The sequence below is a fragment of the Paraburkholderia sp. BR10937 genome, from assembly GCF_040965695.1.
GTDB lineage: Bacteria > Pseudomonadota > Gammaproteobacteria > Burkholderiales > Burkholderiaceae > Paraburkholderia.
Genome location: NZ_JBFRCL010000067.1, coordinates 22,264 through 38,225 on the forward strand (window position 1 = coordinate 22,264; position 15,962 = coordinate 38,225).

15 protein-coding genes are annotated in these 15,962 nt (G+C 65.3%); 8 read left to right on the top strand and 7 right to left on the bottom strand.

Annotation, left to right across the window (positions count from 1 at the left end; all coding sequences use genetic code 11):
- Positions 1 to 5: 5 nt before the first annotated feature.
- The gene (locus AB4Y44_RS35930) at positions 6 to 605 is read left to right on the top strand and encodes a MarC family protein (RefSeq protein WP_342924464.1); all 600 of its coding nucleotides are present in this window, start codon (positions 6 to 8) and stop codon (positions 603 to 605) included.
- Between the two features lie 85 nt (positions 606 to 690).
- Here AB4Y44_RS35930 and AB4Y44_RS35935 read toward each other — a convergent pair whose 3' ends face one another.
- Both AB4Y44_RS35935 and ffh read right to left on the bottom strand, forming a co-directional pair.
- Positions 691 to 1,242: a hypoxanthine-guanine phosphoribosyltransferase gene (locus AB4Y44_RS35935; RefSeq protein WP_368702180.1), complete on the bottom strand. Its 552-nt coding sequence runs from the start codon at positions 1,240 to 1,242 to the stop codon at positions 691 to 693.
- A gap of 151 nt (positions 1,243 to 1,393) precedes the next feature.
- Positions 1,394 to 2,761 carry a signal recognition particle protein gene (ffh, locus tag AB4Y44_RS35940; RefSeq protein ID WP_368702181.1) on the bottom strand — a complete coding sequence of 456 codons (1,368 nt, stop codon included), beginning with the start codon at positions 2,759 to 2,761 and terminating at the stop codon, positions 1,394 to 1,396.
- A gap of 116 nt (positions 2,762 to 2,877) precedes the next feature.
- Between ffh and AB4Y44_RS35945 the strand changes: the two genes are divergently transcribed.
- The 7 genes from AB4Y44_RS35945 to AB4Y44_RS35975 all read left to right on the top strand — a co-directional run bounded on the left by AB4Y44_RS35945 (position 2,878) and on the right by AB4Y44_RS35975 (position 11,137).
- Positions 2,878 to 3,807, top strand: coding sequence for a cytochrome c biogenesis protein CcsA (locus AB4Y44_RS35945; RefSeq protein ID WP_342924467.1), 930 nt, complete (start codon positions 2,878 to 2,880; stop codon positions 3,805 to 3,807).
- Between the two features lie 22 nt (positions 3,808 to 3,829).
- Positions 3,830 to 4,156: a PP0621 family protein gene (locus AB4Y44_RS35950; protein WP_342924468.1), complete on the top strand. Its 327-nt coding sequence runs from the start codon at positions 3,830 to 3,832 to the stop codon at positions 4,154 to 4,156.
- Positions 4,153 to 4,782: a 1,6-anhydro-N-acetylmuramyl-L-alanine amidase AmpD gene (gene ampD / locus AB4Y44_RS35955; RefSeq protein ID WP_368702182.1), complete on the top strand. Its 630-nt coding sequence runs from the start codon at positions 4,153 to 4,155 to the stop codon at positions 4,780 to 4,782. The genes AB4Y44_RS35950 and ampD overlap by 4 nt, the downstream gene beginning before the upstream one ends.
- A 559-nt stretch (positions 4,783 to 5,341) precedes the next feature.
- The gene (locus AB4Y44_RS35960; protein ID WP_342924470.1) at positions 5,342 to 8,332 is read left to right on the top strand and encodes a ribonucleoside-diphosphate reductase subunit alpha; all 2,991 of its coding nucleotides are present in this window, start codon (positions 5,342 to 5,344) and stop codon (positions 8,330 to 8,332) included.
- A 554-nt stretch (positions 8,333 to 8,886) separates the two neighbouring features.
- Positions 8,887 to 10,110 carry a ribonucleotide-diphosphate reductase subunit beta gene (locus AB4Y44_RS35965; RefSeq protein ID WP_368702183.1) on the top strand — a complete coding sequence of 408 codons (1,224 nt, stop codon included), beginning with the start codon at positions 8,887 to 8,889 and terminating at the stop codon, positions 10,108 to 10,110.
- 93 nt (positions 10,111 to 10,203) lie between these two features.
- On the top strand, positions 10,204 to 10,530 hold the full coding sequence (locus AB4Y44_RS35970) for a hypothetical protein (protein ID WP_083245612.1): 327 nt from the start codon (positions 10,204 to 10,206) through the stop codon (positions 10,528 to 10,530).
- Between the two features lie 28 nt (positions 10,531 to 10,558).
- Complete coding sequence (locus AB4Y44_RS35975; RefSeq protein WP_368702184.1) at positions 10,559 to 11,137, top strand: histone H1-like DNA-binding protein; 579 nt, start codon at positions 10,559 to 10,561, stop codon at positions 11,135 to 11,137.
- A gap of 261 nt (positions 11,138 to 11,398) precedes the next feature.
- Here AB4Y44_RS35975 and AB4Y44_RS35980 read toward each other — a convergent pair whose 3' ends face one another.
- The 5 genes from AB4Y44_RS35980 to prmA all read right to left on the bottom strand — a co-directional run bounded on the left by AB4Y44_RS35980 (position 11,399) and on the right by prmA (position 15,962).
- A complete protein-coding gene (locus AB4Y44_RS35980) occupies positions 11,399 to 11,875 on the bottom strand; it encodes a glycine zipper 2TM domain-containing protein (protein WP_368702185.1) in 477 nt (158 codons plus the stop codon).
- Between the two features lie 43 nt (positions 11,876 to 11,918).
- The gene (locus AB4Y44_RS35985) at positions 11,919 to 12,860 is read right to left on the bottom strand and encodes a carbohydrate kinase family protein (protein WP_342924473.1); all 942 of its coding nucleotides are present in this window, start codon (positions 12,858 to 12,860) and stop codon (positions 11,919 to 11,921) included.
- A 101-nt stretch (positions 12,861 to 12,961) separates the two neighbouring features.
- Entirely contained in the window at positions 12,962 to 13,462 is a 501-nt protein-coding gene (gene tpx / locus AB4Y44_RS35990; protein ID WP_133182953.1) for a thiol peroxidase, read from the bottom strand.
- Between the two features lie 105 nt (positions 13,463 to 13,567).
- Positions 13,568 to 14,929, bottom strand: a complete 1,362-nt coding sequence (locus AB4Y44_RS35995) for a DUF3426 domain-containing protein (protein ID WP_368702186.1) — start codon at positions 14,927 to 14,929, stop codon at positions 13,568 to 13,570.
- A 136-nt stretch (positions 14,930 to 15,065) separates the two neighbouring features.
- Positions 15,066 to 15,962: a 50S ribosomal protein L11 methyltransferase gene (gene prmA / locus AB4Y44_RS36000; RefSeq protein ID WP_342924475.1), complete on the bottom strand. Its 897-nt coding sequence runs from the start codon at positions 15,960 to 15,962 to the stop codon at positions 15,066 to 15,068.

Below are 15,962 nucleotides of genomic sequence, written 5' to 3' on the forward strand. Positions count from 1 at the left end.
CGAGCGTGGAGTACAGTTTTCTGTCCGCTACGGTCCTGCTGCTCCTCATCACCGACCCGCTAGGGAATATTCCGCTCTTCATCAGCTGCCTGCGCGGCGTTGCCAAGCAGCGGCGCGCGGTCGTGATCCTGCGCGAGGTCGCGATTGCGTTCGTGATCCTGCTGATCTTCATGGTCGCCGGCAACAGCTTCCTGCGCATGATGGGGCTCACCGATACCTCGCTGCGCATCGGCGGCGGCATCGTGCTGTTCCTGATCGCGCTGCGCATGATCTTTCCGCATCCCGGCGGCCCGTTCGGCAGCGGCGACAAGGGCGGCGAGCCGCTCATCGTGCCGCTCGCCATTCCCGCGCTGGCGGGGCCCTCGGCGCTCGCCACGGTCATGCTGCTCACCTCGCAGGCGCCCGGCAAACTCTATGAATGGGTGGCCGCGCTCGTCGTGACGATGGTGATCTGCGCGGTCGTGCTGGTGATGGCGGAGCGCATCCAGCAGTGGCTCGGCGAGCGCGTGGTGACGGCCTTCGAGCGGCTGATGGGCCTCGTGCTCGTGGCGATATCGGTGGAGATGATCCTCGCGGGGATCGCCACCTTCGTGCATCACCTCTGATGCCGCGTGCAGCGCGTGTCGCAGGCAACAAAAAAGCAGCCCGCGGGCTGCTTTTTTCATGGGCGTCGGACCTTCGACGCGCGCTTCACGCGCCTTCGGTCAGCGCGCGGATGGTCGGCAGATTGCGCCAGTAACCCCTGGCGTCCATGCCGCAGCCGAACACGTAGCGATCCGGCACCGAAAAACCGCAGTAGTCGGGATGCAGCGGCTTGGCCTTCGTGAGCGTCTTCTCGCACAGCACGGCCGACAGGAAACGCTTCGCGCCCATGTCGATGATGCGGTCGCGAATCGCGGCCATGGTCTCGCCTTCGTCGAGGATGTCGTCGAGCACGAGCACCACACGGTCCTTCACCGACTCGCGCGGCGCCACGCGCCACTGCATCTCGGCGCTGCCCTTGATCGCGTTGCGGTAGCGCGTGAGGTGGATGTAGTCGAACTCGAGCGGGAAGTCGAGGTGCGGCAGCAGCATGCCGGTGAAAACGGCGGCGCCGCCCATCACCGACAGCACGAGCGGGAAGTCCTCGCTGATCTCGGCGCGGATGGCTTCGGCCATCCGGCCGATCGACGCATTGACGTCGCCCTCCGAAACGATCTCTTCGGAGTGGCGGAAAATGTGCAGGGCTTCTTCGCGATTCATGACTCTGGCGGGAAGGTAGCTGTAGCTAATGAAGTGTGGAAAATAACGACGGCGCGCGCTACAGCATAAACCCGCGCATTTGGTCCGTCGCGCGCCGCGTCGAGTGGGGCCGCCGTGCGCGCGATGTGCGCCGCGCGCGCGGCCCGCAGGATCAGCGCATGCCGGGCATCATGCCCTTCATGCCGCGCATCATCTTCTGCAGATTGCCGCCCTTGAGCTTCTTCATCATGGTGCGCATCTGCTCGTACTGGTTGAGCATGCGGTTGACTTCCTGAACCTGCACGCCCGCGCCCGCCGCAATGCGGCGCTTGCGCGTGGCCTTGATGAGCTCGGGCTTGGCGCGCTCGGCGGGCGTCATCGAGTTGATGATGCCTTCCATGCGGCGCATCTGCTTCTCGGCCTGGCCCATGTTGGCGCCCGAGGCAGCCTGCTGGAACTGCGCGGGCAGCTTGTCCATGAGCGACGACAGGCCGCCCATGCTCTTCATCTGCGAGAGTTGCGCGCGGAAGTCGTTGAGGTCGAAGTCGCCGCCTTTCTTGACCTTGTCGGCGAGCTTTTGCGCGGCCTGGACGTCCACGCCGCGCTGCGCTTCCTCGACGAGCGCGAGAATGTCGCCCATGCCGAGAATACGGTTCGCCATGCGGTCCGGGTGGAACACCTCGAGGCCGTCGAGCTTTTCCGCGACGCCGACGAACTTGATCGGCTTGCCCGTGATGTGACGCACGGAGAGTGCCGCGCCGCCGCGCGAGTCGCCGTCGAGCTTGGTGAGCACGACGCCGGTGAGCGGCAGGGCGTCGTTGAACGCCTTCGCGGTGTTGACCGCGTCCTGGCCGAGCATGGCGTCGACCACGAAGAGCGTTTCGGCGGGCTTGAGCGAGGCGTGCAGCGCGGTGATCTCGTTCATCATCGCCTCGTCGATACCGAGGCGGCCGGCCGTGTCGACGAGCAGCACGTCGTGATAGTGGCGCCTCGCCCAGTCGACCGCCGCGGCGGCGATCTCGACCGGCTTCTGGTCCGGCTGCGAGGGGAAGAAGTCGGCGCCGACCTGTTCCGTCACCGTCTTCAACTGCGCGATAGCGGCAGGGCGGTAGACGTCGCACGAAACGGTGAGGACCTTCTTCTTGTACTTCTCGCGCAGGAGCTTGGCGAGCTTGCCGGTGGTGGTGGTTTTACCGGCGCCCTGCAGGCCCGCCATGAGGATGACGGCAGGCGGCGTGACGGCGAGATCGAGTTCGGCGGCGCGGCCTTCGTAGTCGCCGCCGATCACGGCGGTCAGCTCGCGCTGCACCACGCCGACGAGCGCCTGGCCCGGCGAGAGGCTGGAGATCACTTCCTCGCCGAGCGCCTTCTCCTTCACCTTGGCGATGAATTCGCGCACGACGGGCAGCGCCACGTCCGCTTCGAGCAGGGCGAGACGCACCTCGCGCAGCATTTCCTGCGTATTGGCTTCGGTCAGCCGGGCTTCGCCGCGCAGCGTCTTGACGACGCGCGCCATCCGTTGAGTGAGATTGTCGAGCATGGGGAGGCGGTGAGCAGTGCGGCCCGGCCCGCGCGCGCAAAACGGGAATGCGCCGCGTTTCGTCGCCGATTCGTTAGGTGAGCGCGCGGCCAGGGGGCCTATAGTAAACTTCGAACATGGATATTGTACTGTATGCCCTCACCGTGCTCCTGTACGGCGGATTGTGCGCCGCCGACTGGCGTGCGCTGCGCCGCGCGGGCACCGCGCCGCTGCTCGGCAGCGTGCCGCCCGTTCCGGTGACGCTCGGCGCGGGCGGCGACGCCCTGCGCGCGCGGACCTTCGGCCCGCTTTCGCGTGCGCTGCTCTTCGTCGCGCTCGCCGCGCACGGCGTGCTCCTGCACATGACGATCTTCCCCGCCAACGAAATGGTGTTCGGCTTCGCCTTCGCGTTGTCGGCCATGTTCTGGCTCGGCGCGGGCATCTACTGGATCGAGAGCTTTTTCTTTGCGCTCGACGGCCTGCGCCTGTTGCTGCTGCCGTTGGCGGCCGTCGCGTCGATTCTGCCGTTCGTGTTCGGCGGCGTGCGCGTGCTGCCCTATGCGGCCGCGCCGATGTTCAAGCTGCACTTCGTCATCGCGAACATTGCCTACGGGCTCTTTGCGATCGCCGCGTTGCATGCGGTGCTGATGCTCGCCGTCGAGCGCCGGCTGCATGCCCTGAAGGGCGCCGGCTTCCAGCGCAACGCGAGCAATCGCGGCGGCGGCTGGCTCTCGAACTGGATCGAGACGCTGCCGCCGCTCCTCACCATGGAAAAGCTGCTGTTCCGCCTGATCGGCGCGGGCTTCGTGCTGCTCACGGCCACGCTCGTCTCGGGCATCGTGTTCAGCGAGCAGTTGATCGACCGGCCGCTTTCGCTCGATCACAAGACCGTCTTCGCGATCCTTTCGTGGCTGATGTTCGGCGCGCTGCTCACCGCGCGCAAGATTTCCGGCTGGCGCGGCCGCGCTGCGCTGCGCTGGGTAATCGCATCGTTCATCGCCTTGCTGCTCGCTTATGTGGGCAGCCGTTTCGTCTTCGAGGTGCTGCTGCACCGCCCCGTGGTTTGAGTCGTATGAGTCGCGTGTTCCGATGAGACAGATTCTTCTCCTCGTCCTGCTGTTCGTGGTCGGACAGTGGTTCGTCAAGGCGCTGCGCCGTGCGCAGACGCAAACGCGTGCCGGTGCGCAACCGGGGCAGGGCGCGCAGCCGGGGCAGGGCGCCGCGCGCAGCGGCAATGGCGGCGCGAGCGCGAACGGCAAGGCCGCGCTGCCCGAGCCGATGGTGCGCTGCGCCGAGTGCGGTGTGCATGCGCCGCGCAGTGAATCGGTGAATATCGGCACGCGCTCGTTCTGCAGTTCGGAGCACGCGCGCGCGTACGACGCGCGCACCACGGCCCAGGATCGCCCCGCACGATGAGCGCTGCTGCATCGCCAGGATCGCGCGCGTACGCAGTCGATACGCAGGGCTGGGTGTCCGGCGCGCGCCGCCTGCCTTCGCCCAACTTCGAGGCCCGCCCGCAAGGCGCCGTGCCGACGCTCATCGTCGTCCACAACATCAGCCTGCCGCCCAACGTCTTCGGCGGCCCCGAGATCGCCGATCTCTTTCTCAACCGCCTCGACTGCGACGCGCATCCGTACTTCGACGCCAACCTGCGCGGCGTGCGCGTCTCGGCGCACTTCGTCATTCATCGTGATGGCGCGCTCGAGCAGTTCGTCTCGTGCGACGAGCGCGCGTGGCACGCGGGCGCGTCGAGCTTCTTCGGGCGCGAGCGCTGCAACGATTTCGCCATCGGCATCGAGCTGGAGGGCAGCGACACGACGGCCTTCGAGGCGCCGCAGTACGCCACGCTCGCCGCGCTCGTGAGGGCGCTCGTCGCGCACTATCCGATCGAGGCGCTGGCGGGCCATTCGGACATCGCGCCTGGACGCAAGACCGATCCCGGCCCGCACTTCGACTGGGCGCGCCTCAAACACGATACGCAGCTCGCCGATGCCAGCTTCCCCTATATCCAGGGGCACGGCGCGCCGAACGCGTCGTCGTGACACGCTCGATCGCCTGCTGAGCCCTCTCCGGCTGCACAAGAAATAAGCACCGCTCGCGCGCAAACGCAGGGTCTTCGCGCGCACCTCGCAGACCACTCACAGGGGCATTCGCCGCCAGGCCCCGCGCTGCTTGGCTTGTGGCCTTGTCAAGATGGGACCAGCAAAAAAAGCCATTTGATCGTACTGTTTCTTCCACTATACTTGGTACCCGAAACAAGGCTTCACACCATATGTTGTGTTGTACCGCGGCGCCCCGCTTCACTCGCAAGGCGCCGCGCGCGTTACCAGCATAGAAAAAACAGAAACTTTGTACGGTGCCGTCGGCCGAGAGAACCGGCGCACCGGCTGTAGTCGAGAGAGAAGGTACAGCCAATGATCGCGACATCCACGATGAAGACCGAAGCAGTCCGTGATTCATCTGCCTTGTCGCATCCGGCAGCCTCGCCAGGCTGGACTTTTTTCTCTGCCCGATCGAGCGTGCACACGGGGGCACGACGTCGGCGTCCGTCTTAATCCGCGAACTCTCTTCGCACCTTTCCAGGACCCAGGAGCTTTGCACATGCAAACGACCGATAACGTCTCGACCCGGTATGAAGGCGCGCCCGCCGCGCACACGCTGGGTGGCCAACCGCAAGACGGCCAGACGAGCGCGCAGCAGTTCGCCGACCACAAGGTGATTCGCCGCAACGGTAGCGTGGTGTCGTTCGAACCTTCGAAAGTCGCGATCGCGATGACGAAGGCCTTCCTCGCCGTGAACGGCGGCCAGGGCGCGGCTTCGGCGCGCATTCGCGAACTCGTCGAACAGCTCACGCAGAACGTCGTGCGCGCACTCGTGCGCAGCCGTCCGAACGGCGGCACGTTCCACATCGAAGACATCCAGGATCAGGTCGAACTCGCGCTGATGCGAGGCGGCGAGCACAACGTCGCGCGCGCCTACGTGCTGTATCGCGAGAAGCGCAACCAGGAGCGCGCCAACGCGCCGGAAACGGCGGCGAGCGCAGCGCCCGGCATCAACGTCACGGACAACGGCGTGACGCGCCCGCTCGACATGCAGGCGCTGCGCGCGCTGATCGACTCGTCGTGCGACGGTCTCGGCGACGCGGTCAACGCAGAGCCGATCGTCGCGGAAACGGTCAAGAATCTGTACGACGGCGTGCCGATGAGCCAGGTCTACGACTCGGCCATCCTCGCTGCGCGCACGATGATCGAAAAGGACCCGGCGTACAGCCAGGTGACCTCGCGCATCCTGCTGCATACGATCCGTCGCGAAATTCTCGAAGAGGAAGTGACGCAAGCCGAAATGGCCGTGCGTTACGCCGACTACTTCCCGCAGTTCATCAAGCGCGGCGTGGAAGCGGGCCTGCTCGACGACAAGCTCCAGCAGTTCGACCTCAAGCGTCTGGGCAACGCGCTCGACGCGGGCCGCGACCTGCAGTTCGGCTACCTCGGCCTGCAGACGCTGTACGACCGCTACTTCCTGCATGTCGGCGGCACGCGCATCGAAATGCCCCAGGCATTCTTCATGCGCGTCGCGATGGGCCTCTCGCTCAACGAGATCGACCGCGAAGCGCGCGCGATCGAGTTCTACAACGTGCTCTCGTCGTTCGACTTCATGTCGTCCACGCCCACGCTGTTCAACTCGGGCACGCACCGCTCGCAGCTCTCGTCGTGCTACCTCACGACGGTGGCCGACGACCTCGACGGCATCTACGAAGCGCTCAAGGACAACGCGCTGCTCTCGAAGTTCGCCGGCGGTCTGGGCAACGACTGGACGCGCGTGCGCGCGCTCGGTTCGCACATCAAGGGCACCAACGGCAAGTCGCAAGGCGTCGTGCCGTTCCTGAAGGTCGTGAACGACACGGCGGTCGCCGTGAACCAGGGCGGCAAGCGCAAGGGCGCGGTGTGCGCCTACCTGGAATCGTGGCACCTCGACATCGAAGAATTCCTCGAGCTGCGCAAGAACACGGGCGACGACCGTCGCCGCACCCACGACATGAACACGGCGAACTGGATTCCCGACCTGTTCATGAAGCGCGTGATGGAAGGCGGCGACTGGACGCTGTTCTCGCCCTCGACCTGCCCGGATCTGCACGACAAGTTCGGCGCCGAGTTCGAACAGGCTTACACGGCTTACGAAGAGAAGGTCGCGCGCGGCGAGATCAAGCTGTTCAAGAAGCTGCCGGCCGCGCAGCTGTGGCGCAAGATGCTCGGCATGCTGTTCGAAACGGGTCACCCGTGGATCACGTTCAAGGATCCGTGCAACATCCGTTCGCCGCAGCAGCACGTGGGCGTCGTCCACTCGTCGAACCTGTGCACGGAAATCACGCTGAACACCAGCGACAGCGAAATCGCCGTGTGTAACCTGGGCTCGGTGAACCTGGTCGCGCACATGGTGGAGCAGGCCGACGGCACCTTCGCGCTCGACCACGACAAGCTCAAGCGCACCATCAGCGTGGCGATGCGCATGCTCGACAACGTCATCGACATCAACTACTACGCGGTGTCGAAGGCGCGCAACTCGAACCTGAAGCACCGTCCGGTGGGCATGGGCATCATGGGCTTCCAGGACTGCCTGCACGTTCTGCGCACGCCGTTTGCTTCGCAGGAAGCCGTGGAGTTCGCCGACCGCTCGATGGAAGCCGTCTGCTACTACGCGTACTGGGCGTCGACGGAGCTGGCAGCCGAGCGCGGCCGCTACTCGACCTACCGCGGCTCGCTGTGGGATCGCGGCATCCTCCCGCAGGACACGCTCAAGCTGCTCGCCGAAGCACGCGGCGGCTACGTCGAAGTCGACTCGAGCGAGTCGATGGACTGGACGTCGCTGCGCGAGCGCATCGCGACGCACGGCATGCGCAATTCGAACTGCATCGCGATCGCCCCGACCGCGACCATCTCGAACATCATCGGCGTTTCGCCTTGCATCGAGCCGACGTTCCAGAACCTCTACGTGAAGTCGAACCTCTCGGGCGAATTCACGGTGGTGAACGACTACCTGGTGCGCGACCTGAAGGCGCGCGGCCTGTGGGACGAAGTCATGGTCGCCGACCTGAAGTACTTCGACGGCATGCTCTCGCGCATCGACCGCGTGCCGGCCGATCTACGCGCTGTGTATGCAACGGCGTTCGAAGTCGACCCGACGTGGCTCGTCGAAGCCGCATCGCGTCGTCAGAAATGGATCGATCAGGCGCAGTCGCTGAACATCTTCATGGCGGGCGCATCGGGCAAGAAGCTCGACGAGATCTACAAGCTCGCATGGGTGCGCGGTCTGAAGACCACGTACTACCTGCGCACGATGGGGGCGACGCACGTCGAGAAGTCGACGGTTGCGCACGGCGCGCTCAACGCCGTGCCGACGGGCGGCGAAGGCGGCGGCAATGCAGGCGGCGCGTTCGGCGGTGCAACGGGCGGCGCATTCGGCGGTGCAGCAGGGTCGACCACGATGCAGGCCGCACCGCAAGCCGCGGTTGAAGCGGCGCCGGAAGCCGATGGTCCGGTGTGCATGATGCGCCCGGGCGACCCCGGCTTCGAAGAGTGCGAGGCTTGCCAGTAAAGCTGGCTACGCATGATGCGTGCGGTGCAACGCCGCTCGCATCATGCGAGGACCGAAGCATCCGTAGTAAACAGTAGTCGAAGCAGTCGTAGCGAGATGTAACAGCGAACGAGGCGCGCGCAATGCGCGCCGACTCTCCCGGCAACTCGCACCACGCGCGTTGCAGTACGCGAAAGAGGCAACAGGAAGGAATCCCTGGAGTTTCTCGCAGGGACAAGACTCAAGGCCGCGCGAGCTTCCAGCGCCGCGCGCGGCAGGCAGTGAGCGGCGAGTGAAAACGCACTCGCAGCGCGAGCGAAAAGCGCGCGGCGAACACCGTCTTTCACACACGCTCTCGATGTCGCGAAGACCTTCGCAGCACCTCGCACATGCGAAGTGAGCACGACGAATCAGTGCTCTCTACCCAGTGCTCACGCGATGCAATCGACACGATGCGATAACAAAGTGTTGTATCGAGGTCGCAACGCGAATCGAAAACAGGATTTTTCGTGTGCGAACCCTTTTATCGCTCACGAAAAGATGGTACAAACCGATCTAAATTGATGGTGACATTTATGCTCAACTGGGATGACGAGATCACGGCCGTAACTCCGTCGAGCGGTGCGCAGCAAAACGCAATGCGCAACCCCGCGGGTCAGGCTGTCCAGGCTGCCGAGGTGCAGTTTGGTCTGCGTTCCGCTCTACAGGCTTCCACGGCGACCAACATCTTCGCCAGCGACTTCGCCGTCGCACCGCCGCCGCAAGCGCCGGTCTCGACCGAAGCGCGCGTGAATGTCGCCGACAAGCGCATCATCAACGGCCAGACCGACGTGAATCAGCTGGTCCCGTTCAAGTACAAGTGGGCTTGGGAAAAATACCTGGCGGGCTGTGCGAACCACTGGATGCCGCAGGAAATCAACATGTCCCGCGACATCGCCCTGTGGAAGGACCCGAACGGTCTGACCGAGGACGAGCGCCGCATCGTCAAGCGCAACCTCGGCTTCTTCGTGACCGCCGACTCGCTCGCCGCGAACAACATCGTGCTCGGCACCTACCGGCACATCACGGCGCCCGAATGCCGCCAGTTCCTGCTGCGCCAGGCGTTCGAAGAGGCGATCCACACGCACGCCTACCAGTACATCGTCGAGTCGCTGGGTCTGGACGAGAGCGAGATCTTCAACGCGTACCACGAGGTCAAGTCGATCCGCGACAAGGACGAGTTCCTGATCCCGTTCATCCAGACGCTGACTGATCCGTCGTTCAAGACCGGCACGCTCGAAGCCGACCAGAGCCTGCTCAAGTCGCTCATCGTGTTCGCCTGCATCATGGAAGGCCTGTTCTTCTATGTCGGCTTCACGCAAATTCTCGCGCTTGGCCGCCAGAACAAGATGACCGGCGCCGCGGAGCAATACCAGTACATCCTGCGTGACGAGTCGATGCACTGCAACTTCGGCATCGACCTCATCAACCAGATCAAGCTTGAAAACCCGCACCTGTGGACCCCGGCGTTCCGTGCGGAGATCACCGATCTGTTCAAGCATGCGGTCGACCTCGAGTACCGCTACGCCGAGGACACCATGCCTCGCGGCGTGCTCGGTCTGAACGCATCGATGTTCAAGAGCTATCTGCGCTTCATCTGCAACCGCCGTTGCCAGCAGATCGGTCTCGATCAGCTGTTCCCGAACGAAGAGAATCCGTTCCCGTGGATGAGCGAGATGATCGACTTGAAGAAGGAACGCAACTTCTTCGAGACGCGCGTGATCGAATATCAGACGGGCGGTGCGCTGTCCTGGGAATAACCCGGGCGCACTGCGGTGCAAGTCTTTTGGGGTTGCCGCGAGGCGCCGTGCAGGCGCCTCGGCCGGCATGATGATTAGGAGCAGGAACGCCTGATGCAAAGCATGCCCGGAGCCAGGTTGGCTCACCGACGTGACAGGCACTTTGCGAACCCTTCAGAGGGATGGGCAAACTTCCCCCCGGAAAAGCGCGCAGGCTTCGCGTGTCGTGAGGCCGCCGCTTTCAACGAACGTTGCCCGGTGTCGGTAGCCGACGCCGGAATGACCTGGCGCGCTGTGCCTCGTGGCACGGCGCGCCTTACCGCATTCATTAGCGTAAGCGCGCGGGATCAGCGTACGCCGATGAATAGCCCGCTTCGCAGCGTGCGCCGTGAGAAGCGTTCGCGGGAAGCGGGTTTTGACGAAGGGTGTAGTTTGAACTGACTCTCATCTGAACCTGAAGGAGAAAAAAATGGCTACTGCCAAGAAGAAACCGGCGGCTAAGAAGGCCGCAGTGAAGAAGGTTGCAGCGAAGAAGGCAGCTCCGGCGAAGAAGGCCGCAGCGAAGAAGGTCGCGGTCAAGAAGGTCGCAGCCAAGAAAGTCGCCGTGAAGAAGGTTGCTGCGAAGAAGGCAGCACCGGCGAAGAAGGCCGCAGCGAAGAAGGTTGCAGCCAAGAAAGTCGCCGTGAAGAAGGTTGCTGCGAAGAAGGCAGCGCCGGCGAAGAAGGCCGCAGCGAAGAAGGTTGCAGCCAAGAAAGTCGCCGTGAAGAAGGATGCTGCGAAGAAGGCAGCGCCGGCGAAGAAGGCCGCGGCCAAGAAGGTTGCTGCGAAGAAGGTTGCAGCCAAGAAGGCGCCGGCGAAGAAAGCCGCCGCCAAGAAGGCTGCGCCTGCGAAGAAGGCTGCCGCCAAGAAGGCTGCCAAGAAGGCGCCTGCGAAGGCCGCTGCCGCACCTGCTGCCCCTGCTGCGCAACCGTCCGCGCCCGCAGCAACGGTCAAGACTGCCCTGAATCCGGCCGCAGCATGGCCGTTCCCGACCGGCAGCCGTCCGTAAGCAGTCCGAGACGAAGCGCGCAGGGTACGTCGTACGCGCGCTTCGTTGGCCGGGCCGGGCGGCATAGAGCGCCAGGCTCGATCCCGATCCCGTCGCTGGGTTGTCCGCGGCGGGATTTTTTTCGTCTGGAGTTCGTAATAGTTGGGCCGAGGTCACGCTCATGCCGCGCGCGGGCGTGAAAAAAGGCGCATGCACAGGGGAGCACATGCGCCTGAGGTTCCGCATCCGGCGCGAGGCGCCGCTGCGGTACAGGGGAAACCGTTAGTGCGTGACGCGCGTCACGCCGCCGCTCGAGAGCAGCCGCACGCGGTCGCCCGCGTTGAAGACTTCGCCGGTCGCGGATTGCGTGATGGCGCGGTAGTCGCCGTTGTCGAGGCGCACCGTGATCTCGAGGCCGTCGCGCATGGCGACCCCGTTCTCGACCGCGTTGCCGGCCACGGCGCCCGCAATGCCGCCGATGATGCCGGTGACGATCGAGCCCGTGCCGCCGCCGATCTGGCTGCCGGCCACCGCGCCGAGCGCCCCGCCACCGATCGCGCCAAGGCCGCTAGGCTGGCCGTTGTTCGAGCTGATCTTTACCGCGCGCACGCTTTCGACCGTGGCCATGCGCACCGATTGCTCGCGCTGCGCCTGCGAGGCCGTGTAGACATCGGCGGAACTGCTGTTATAGGCGCAGCCCGACATCGCGAGCGACCCCGCGAGCACGGCTGCAACAATCAGACGACTTGTTATTTTCATTCCCGTAGCTCCAATGGGCGCCGTTCGTGTGCGGCTCCCGCGTTCAGTTCGGCAGTTCGTAGCCGAATGCCTCCTTGAACCGTTCGTTGATCTGCGCTCGCGTGGGCGCATAGTTTTGCGGACCGAGATGCTCGATCTTGAGCGCGCCCATCAGGCTCGCGAGACGCCCCGTGGTTGCCCAGTCGAGGCCGTTCTCGATGCCGTAGAGCAGGCCGCCGCGGAAAGCGTCGCCGCAGCCGGTCGGATCGAGCACCTGAGCGGCCTTGACCGGAGGAATTTCCTCGATCTTGCCGCTGTGGTAGATCTGCGAGCCGTGCTCGCCGCGCGTGATGATCAGCGCGTCGACATGGCTGGCGATTTCGTCGTACGACCAGCCGGTGCGATGGCTGACAAGATTGGCTTCGTAGTCGTTGACCGCTACGTAGGTCGCAAGTTCAATCGCGCGGCGCAAAGAGGCGCCGTCGAAGAGCGGCAGACCCTGGCCCGGATCAAAGATAAACGGGACGCCGGCCTTCGCGAACTGCTCGACGTGCTGGACCATGCCGTCAAAACCGTCCGGGGCGACGATGCCGAGCTTGATGCCGGGCGCTTCGTCGGCGCGGTTCAAATGCGATTGCATCATCGCGCCCGGGTGGAACGCGGTGATCTGGTTGTTCTCGAGGTCGGTCGTGATCATCGCCTGCGCGGACCACGTATCTTCCAGCACGCGCACGTGCGCCTTCGAGAGGCCGAGCGTGTCGAGGCGTTCGAGGTACGGGCGTGCGTCGGCGGCTCCGAGCGTCGCCATGATGCGGGCGTCGCCGCCGAGCAGATGCAGCGCGTACGCGATGTTGCCGGCACAGCCGCCGAACTCGCGGCGCATCGTCGGCACCAGAAAGCTCACGTTCAGGATGTGCACCTGCTCGGGCAGGATGTGCTCCCGAAAGCGACCCTCGAAGGTCATGATGTTGTCGTAGGCGAGAGAGCCGCAGATCAGCGTAGCCAAGGCGGAAATTCCTGTAGGGCGTGGTAGGGGAAGGGGCGGCGCACCGGCCTGCGCATTGGCATCAGCAAGCAGGCTCTGAGCGAGTGTGCGCCGCCGCCGGATTACTTCAGCGCGGCGAGTGCGGCGTCGTAGTTCGGTTCGTTCTTGATTTCGCCGACGCGCTCGGCGTGCAGGACGTTGTCGTTTTCGTCGAGCACGACGACGGCGCGCGCGGTCAGGCCGGTGAGCGGGCCGCTCGTCACGTCCACGCCATAGGCTTGCGCGAATTCATGGCCGCGGAAGGTCGAGGCGGTGACGACGTTGGCGATGCCTTCGGTCGTGCAGAAGCGCGCAGCGGCGAACGGCAGGTCGCCCGAGATCACGACGACAGCCGTGTTGTTCAGGCCGGCGGCGGCTTCGTTGAACTTGCGCGTGGAGGTGGCGCAGGTCGGCGTGTCGAGGCTCGGCACGATGTTCAGCACCTTGCGCTTGCCGGCGAAATCGGCGAGCGAGACAGGCTTCAGATCCTTGCCGACGAGCGAGAACGCCGGGGCCTTCTGGCCGACGCTCGGGAAGGTGCCGGCGACGTCGATCGGGTTACCGCCTAGCGTGACTTGACTCATGATGTGCTCTCCGGGAATGCATGTTGTGGTGAATGGCGCACCCGCGCGACGCGGGACGCCGGGAAACGCGCGGGGCACGCCAGTGCACCCGCGCACAGACGGAAATCAGGGGTAGAAAATCTCGATGCGGAAGTTCGACGCCACCACGTCGCCCGTGTCGAGCCGCACGATCATGGTCTGCGTGGTGCGTGCGGGCAGACCGGCTTCGATGGACGTGCCGGGCGTGACGTAGTCCTGCGGCCACAGCACGCGCCGCACGACGATGTTGTTCTGCCGGTCGAGCAGCGACAGCTCGATCGCGGGGTACGCGAGCGCCACGTTGAAGCGGTTGCGCAGCGGCACTTTCAGTTCGAGGTGATGCGGCTCGTTGTCGACCTGGCGCAGATCGGACGGCTCGACCAGCAGGCCGTCGATGTCGCGCGGCGGCAGCACGCGGCAGCCGAGCTGCTCGCACGCCTGCTGATAGAGCGACTGCGAGTCGGGCCAGTAGACCATGACCGTTTCGCGCTGCCACCACGCGAGCTGCACGACGAGCAGCGCGAGCAGCAGGATGGCGATGAGCGTGCCGAGAATGCGCCAGACGAGGCCGCGCGAGCCGCGCGGGCGGGCGGGCGCTTCGCGGGTGACGGCGAACGGTGAGGCGCCGTCGTTGGGCGAGAGCGCGCTGAACGCGGGCTCCGGTGCGGCTTCGCGGGTGCGGGGGCCGAGTGCGGGCTCCGGGTCGTTCATGCGAGCCGCGGTCGATGCTTCGTTGGCCGAAAAGGTCGGCTCGGTCGGGCCGCCCGTGCCCAGGTTCGGCTCGCTGCGCGTCCAGCGCGCGGCGGGCGGGAAGGGTTCGGCGGCTGCGGGCTGCTGGGGCGGCGGTACCGGTGCTGCTGCGGGTGCCGCCGGCGCGTGCGGCGCATCTTGTCGCGGTGAGCGCCCGCGCGTCGGTTCGTCGTCGAAGGCGACGCGCGACTCGGCTCCGGGCACAACCCCTGGCGAGGCGCCACGGGCAACGCTTGCCCCTGGCAGTTTGTCGGCGTCGTATTTCAGGCCCGGATCGCGCTGGCTGTCCTGCGGCGGTGCCCACGGGTCCCACGTGCGATTCGTGAAATTGGGTGTGGCGCCCAGCGTGGGGGGCGGCTCTTGCGATGGCGCTGCGGCGGGCTGATCAGGCTGAACATCGGGCTGCTGTGAAGTGGACTGTGACTGCGATGCGAACTGTGAAGCGAGTCCGGCAGCGGGCTGCGCAGCAAAGCGTGAAGCGGGCTCCGATGGCGGCGAGGTCAGGCTGGCCGCGATTTCGGCAGCAACGGGCACCGCGCGCGTGAAGTCGCCACCTTCGGGCATCTCGTACAAACTGCCCGAGGCGTCGAACGCTTCCTGGCAATGTCCGCAACGCACGAGGCCTCGCCGCACGGCAAGCTGCGTGGGCTGGATGCGGAATACGGTTTCACAGAAGGGGCAGCGCGTTGCCAGAAGCATGTGGGCCGAGGATCTGGGTAGACCGGAGGATTGGTGATACCCGCATTCTACTGGCAATCCACCGCAGTCTACGACTTCGGTCTTGCCGCTTGGGGCGCGATCAGGCTCGTGCGAGCCCGATCGGAACGCACAGGGATTACGCGCGCCGCGTGCCCGCGAGGCAGACCCAGCCTTCGTGTTCGCGCCAGACCGAGATGTCGATCCACTGCGCGTACACCTGCGCGACTTCCTCGGCCTGGCGCGCGAGGATGCCCGAAAGTGCGATGCGTCCGCCCGGCTTTACGCGCGAGGAGAGCATCGAGGCCATCAGCTTGAGCGGATTCGACAGAATGTTGGCGACGACGATGTCGAACTCGCCGGCGGGGCAATCGTCGGGCAGGCCGTAGGTGACCTCCGCGCGATTGCGCTCGCTGTTGTGGCGCGCCGAGTCGACCGCCTGCGGGTCGATGTCGATGCCGATCACCGGATTCGCTCCGCACTTCTTCGCGAGGATCGCGAGGATGCCCGAGCCGCAGCCGTAGTCGAGCAGCGAATTGCCGGGCTGCACGTGCTGTTCGAGCCATTCCATGCACAAACGCGTGGTGGGATGGCTGCCCGTGCCGAACGCGAGGCCCGGGTCGAGTTCGAGCACGAGCGCGTTCGGGTCCGGGGCATCGTGCCACGACGGCACGACCCAGATGCGCTCGCCGATCTGGATCGGGTCGAACTGCGATTGCGTCAGACGCACCCAGTCCTGCTCCTCGACTTCGCGCAGCGAGAACTTCGGCGTTTGCGTGAGACCCAGCTCGTTCGAAGCGGCCATGAGCAGCACGGCGGGATCCTGATCGGCGCCGATCAGCGCAATCACGCGCGAATGCTGCCACGCGGTGCGCTCGGGTGTGAGGCCCGGCTCGCCGAAGAGCGGCTGCTCGTCGGGCGTGTCGGCGTCGGCGTCTTCCACCGACACCGAGAGGGCGCCAAGCTCGATCAACGCGTCGGAAAGTTCTTCCGCGCGGTCACGTTCGAGCTCGACGATCAGTTCCCGGTAGCTCAT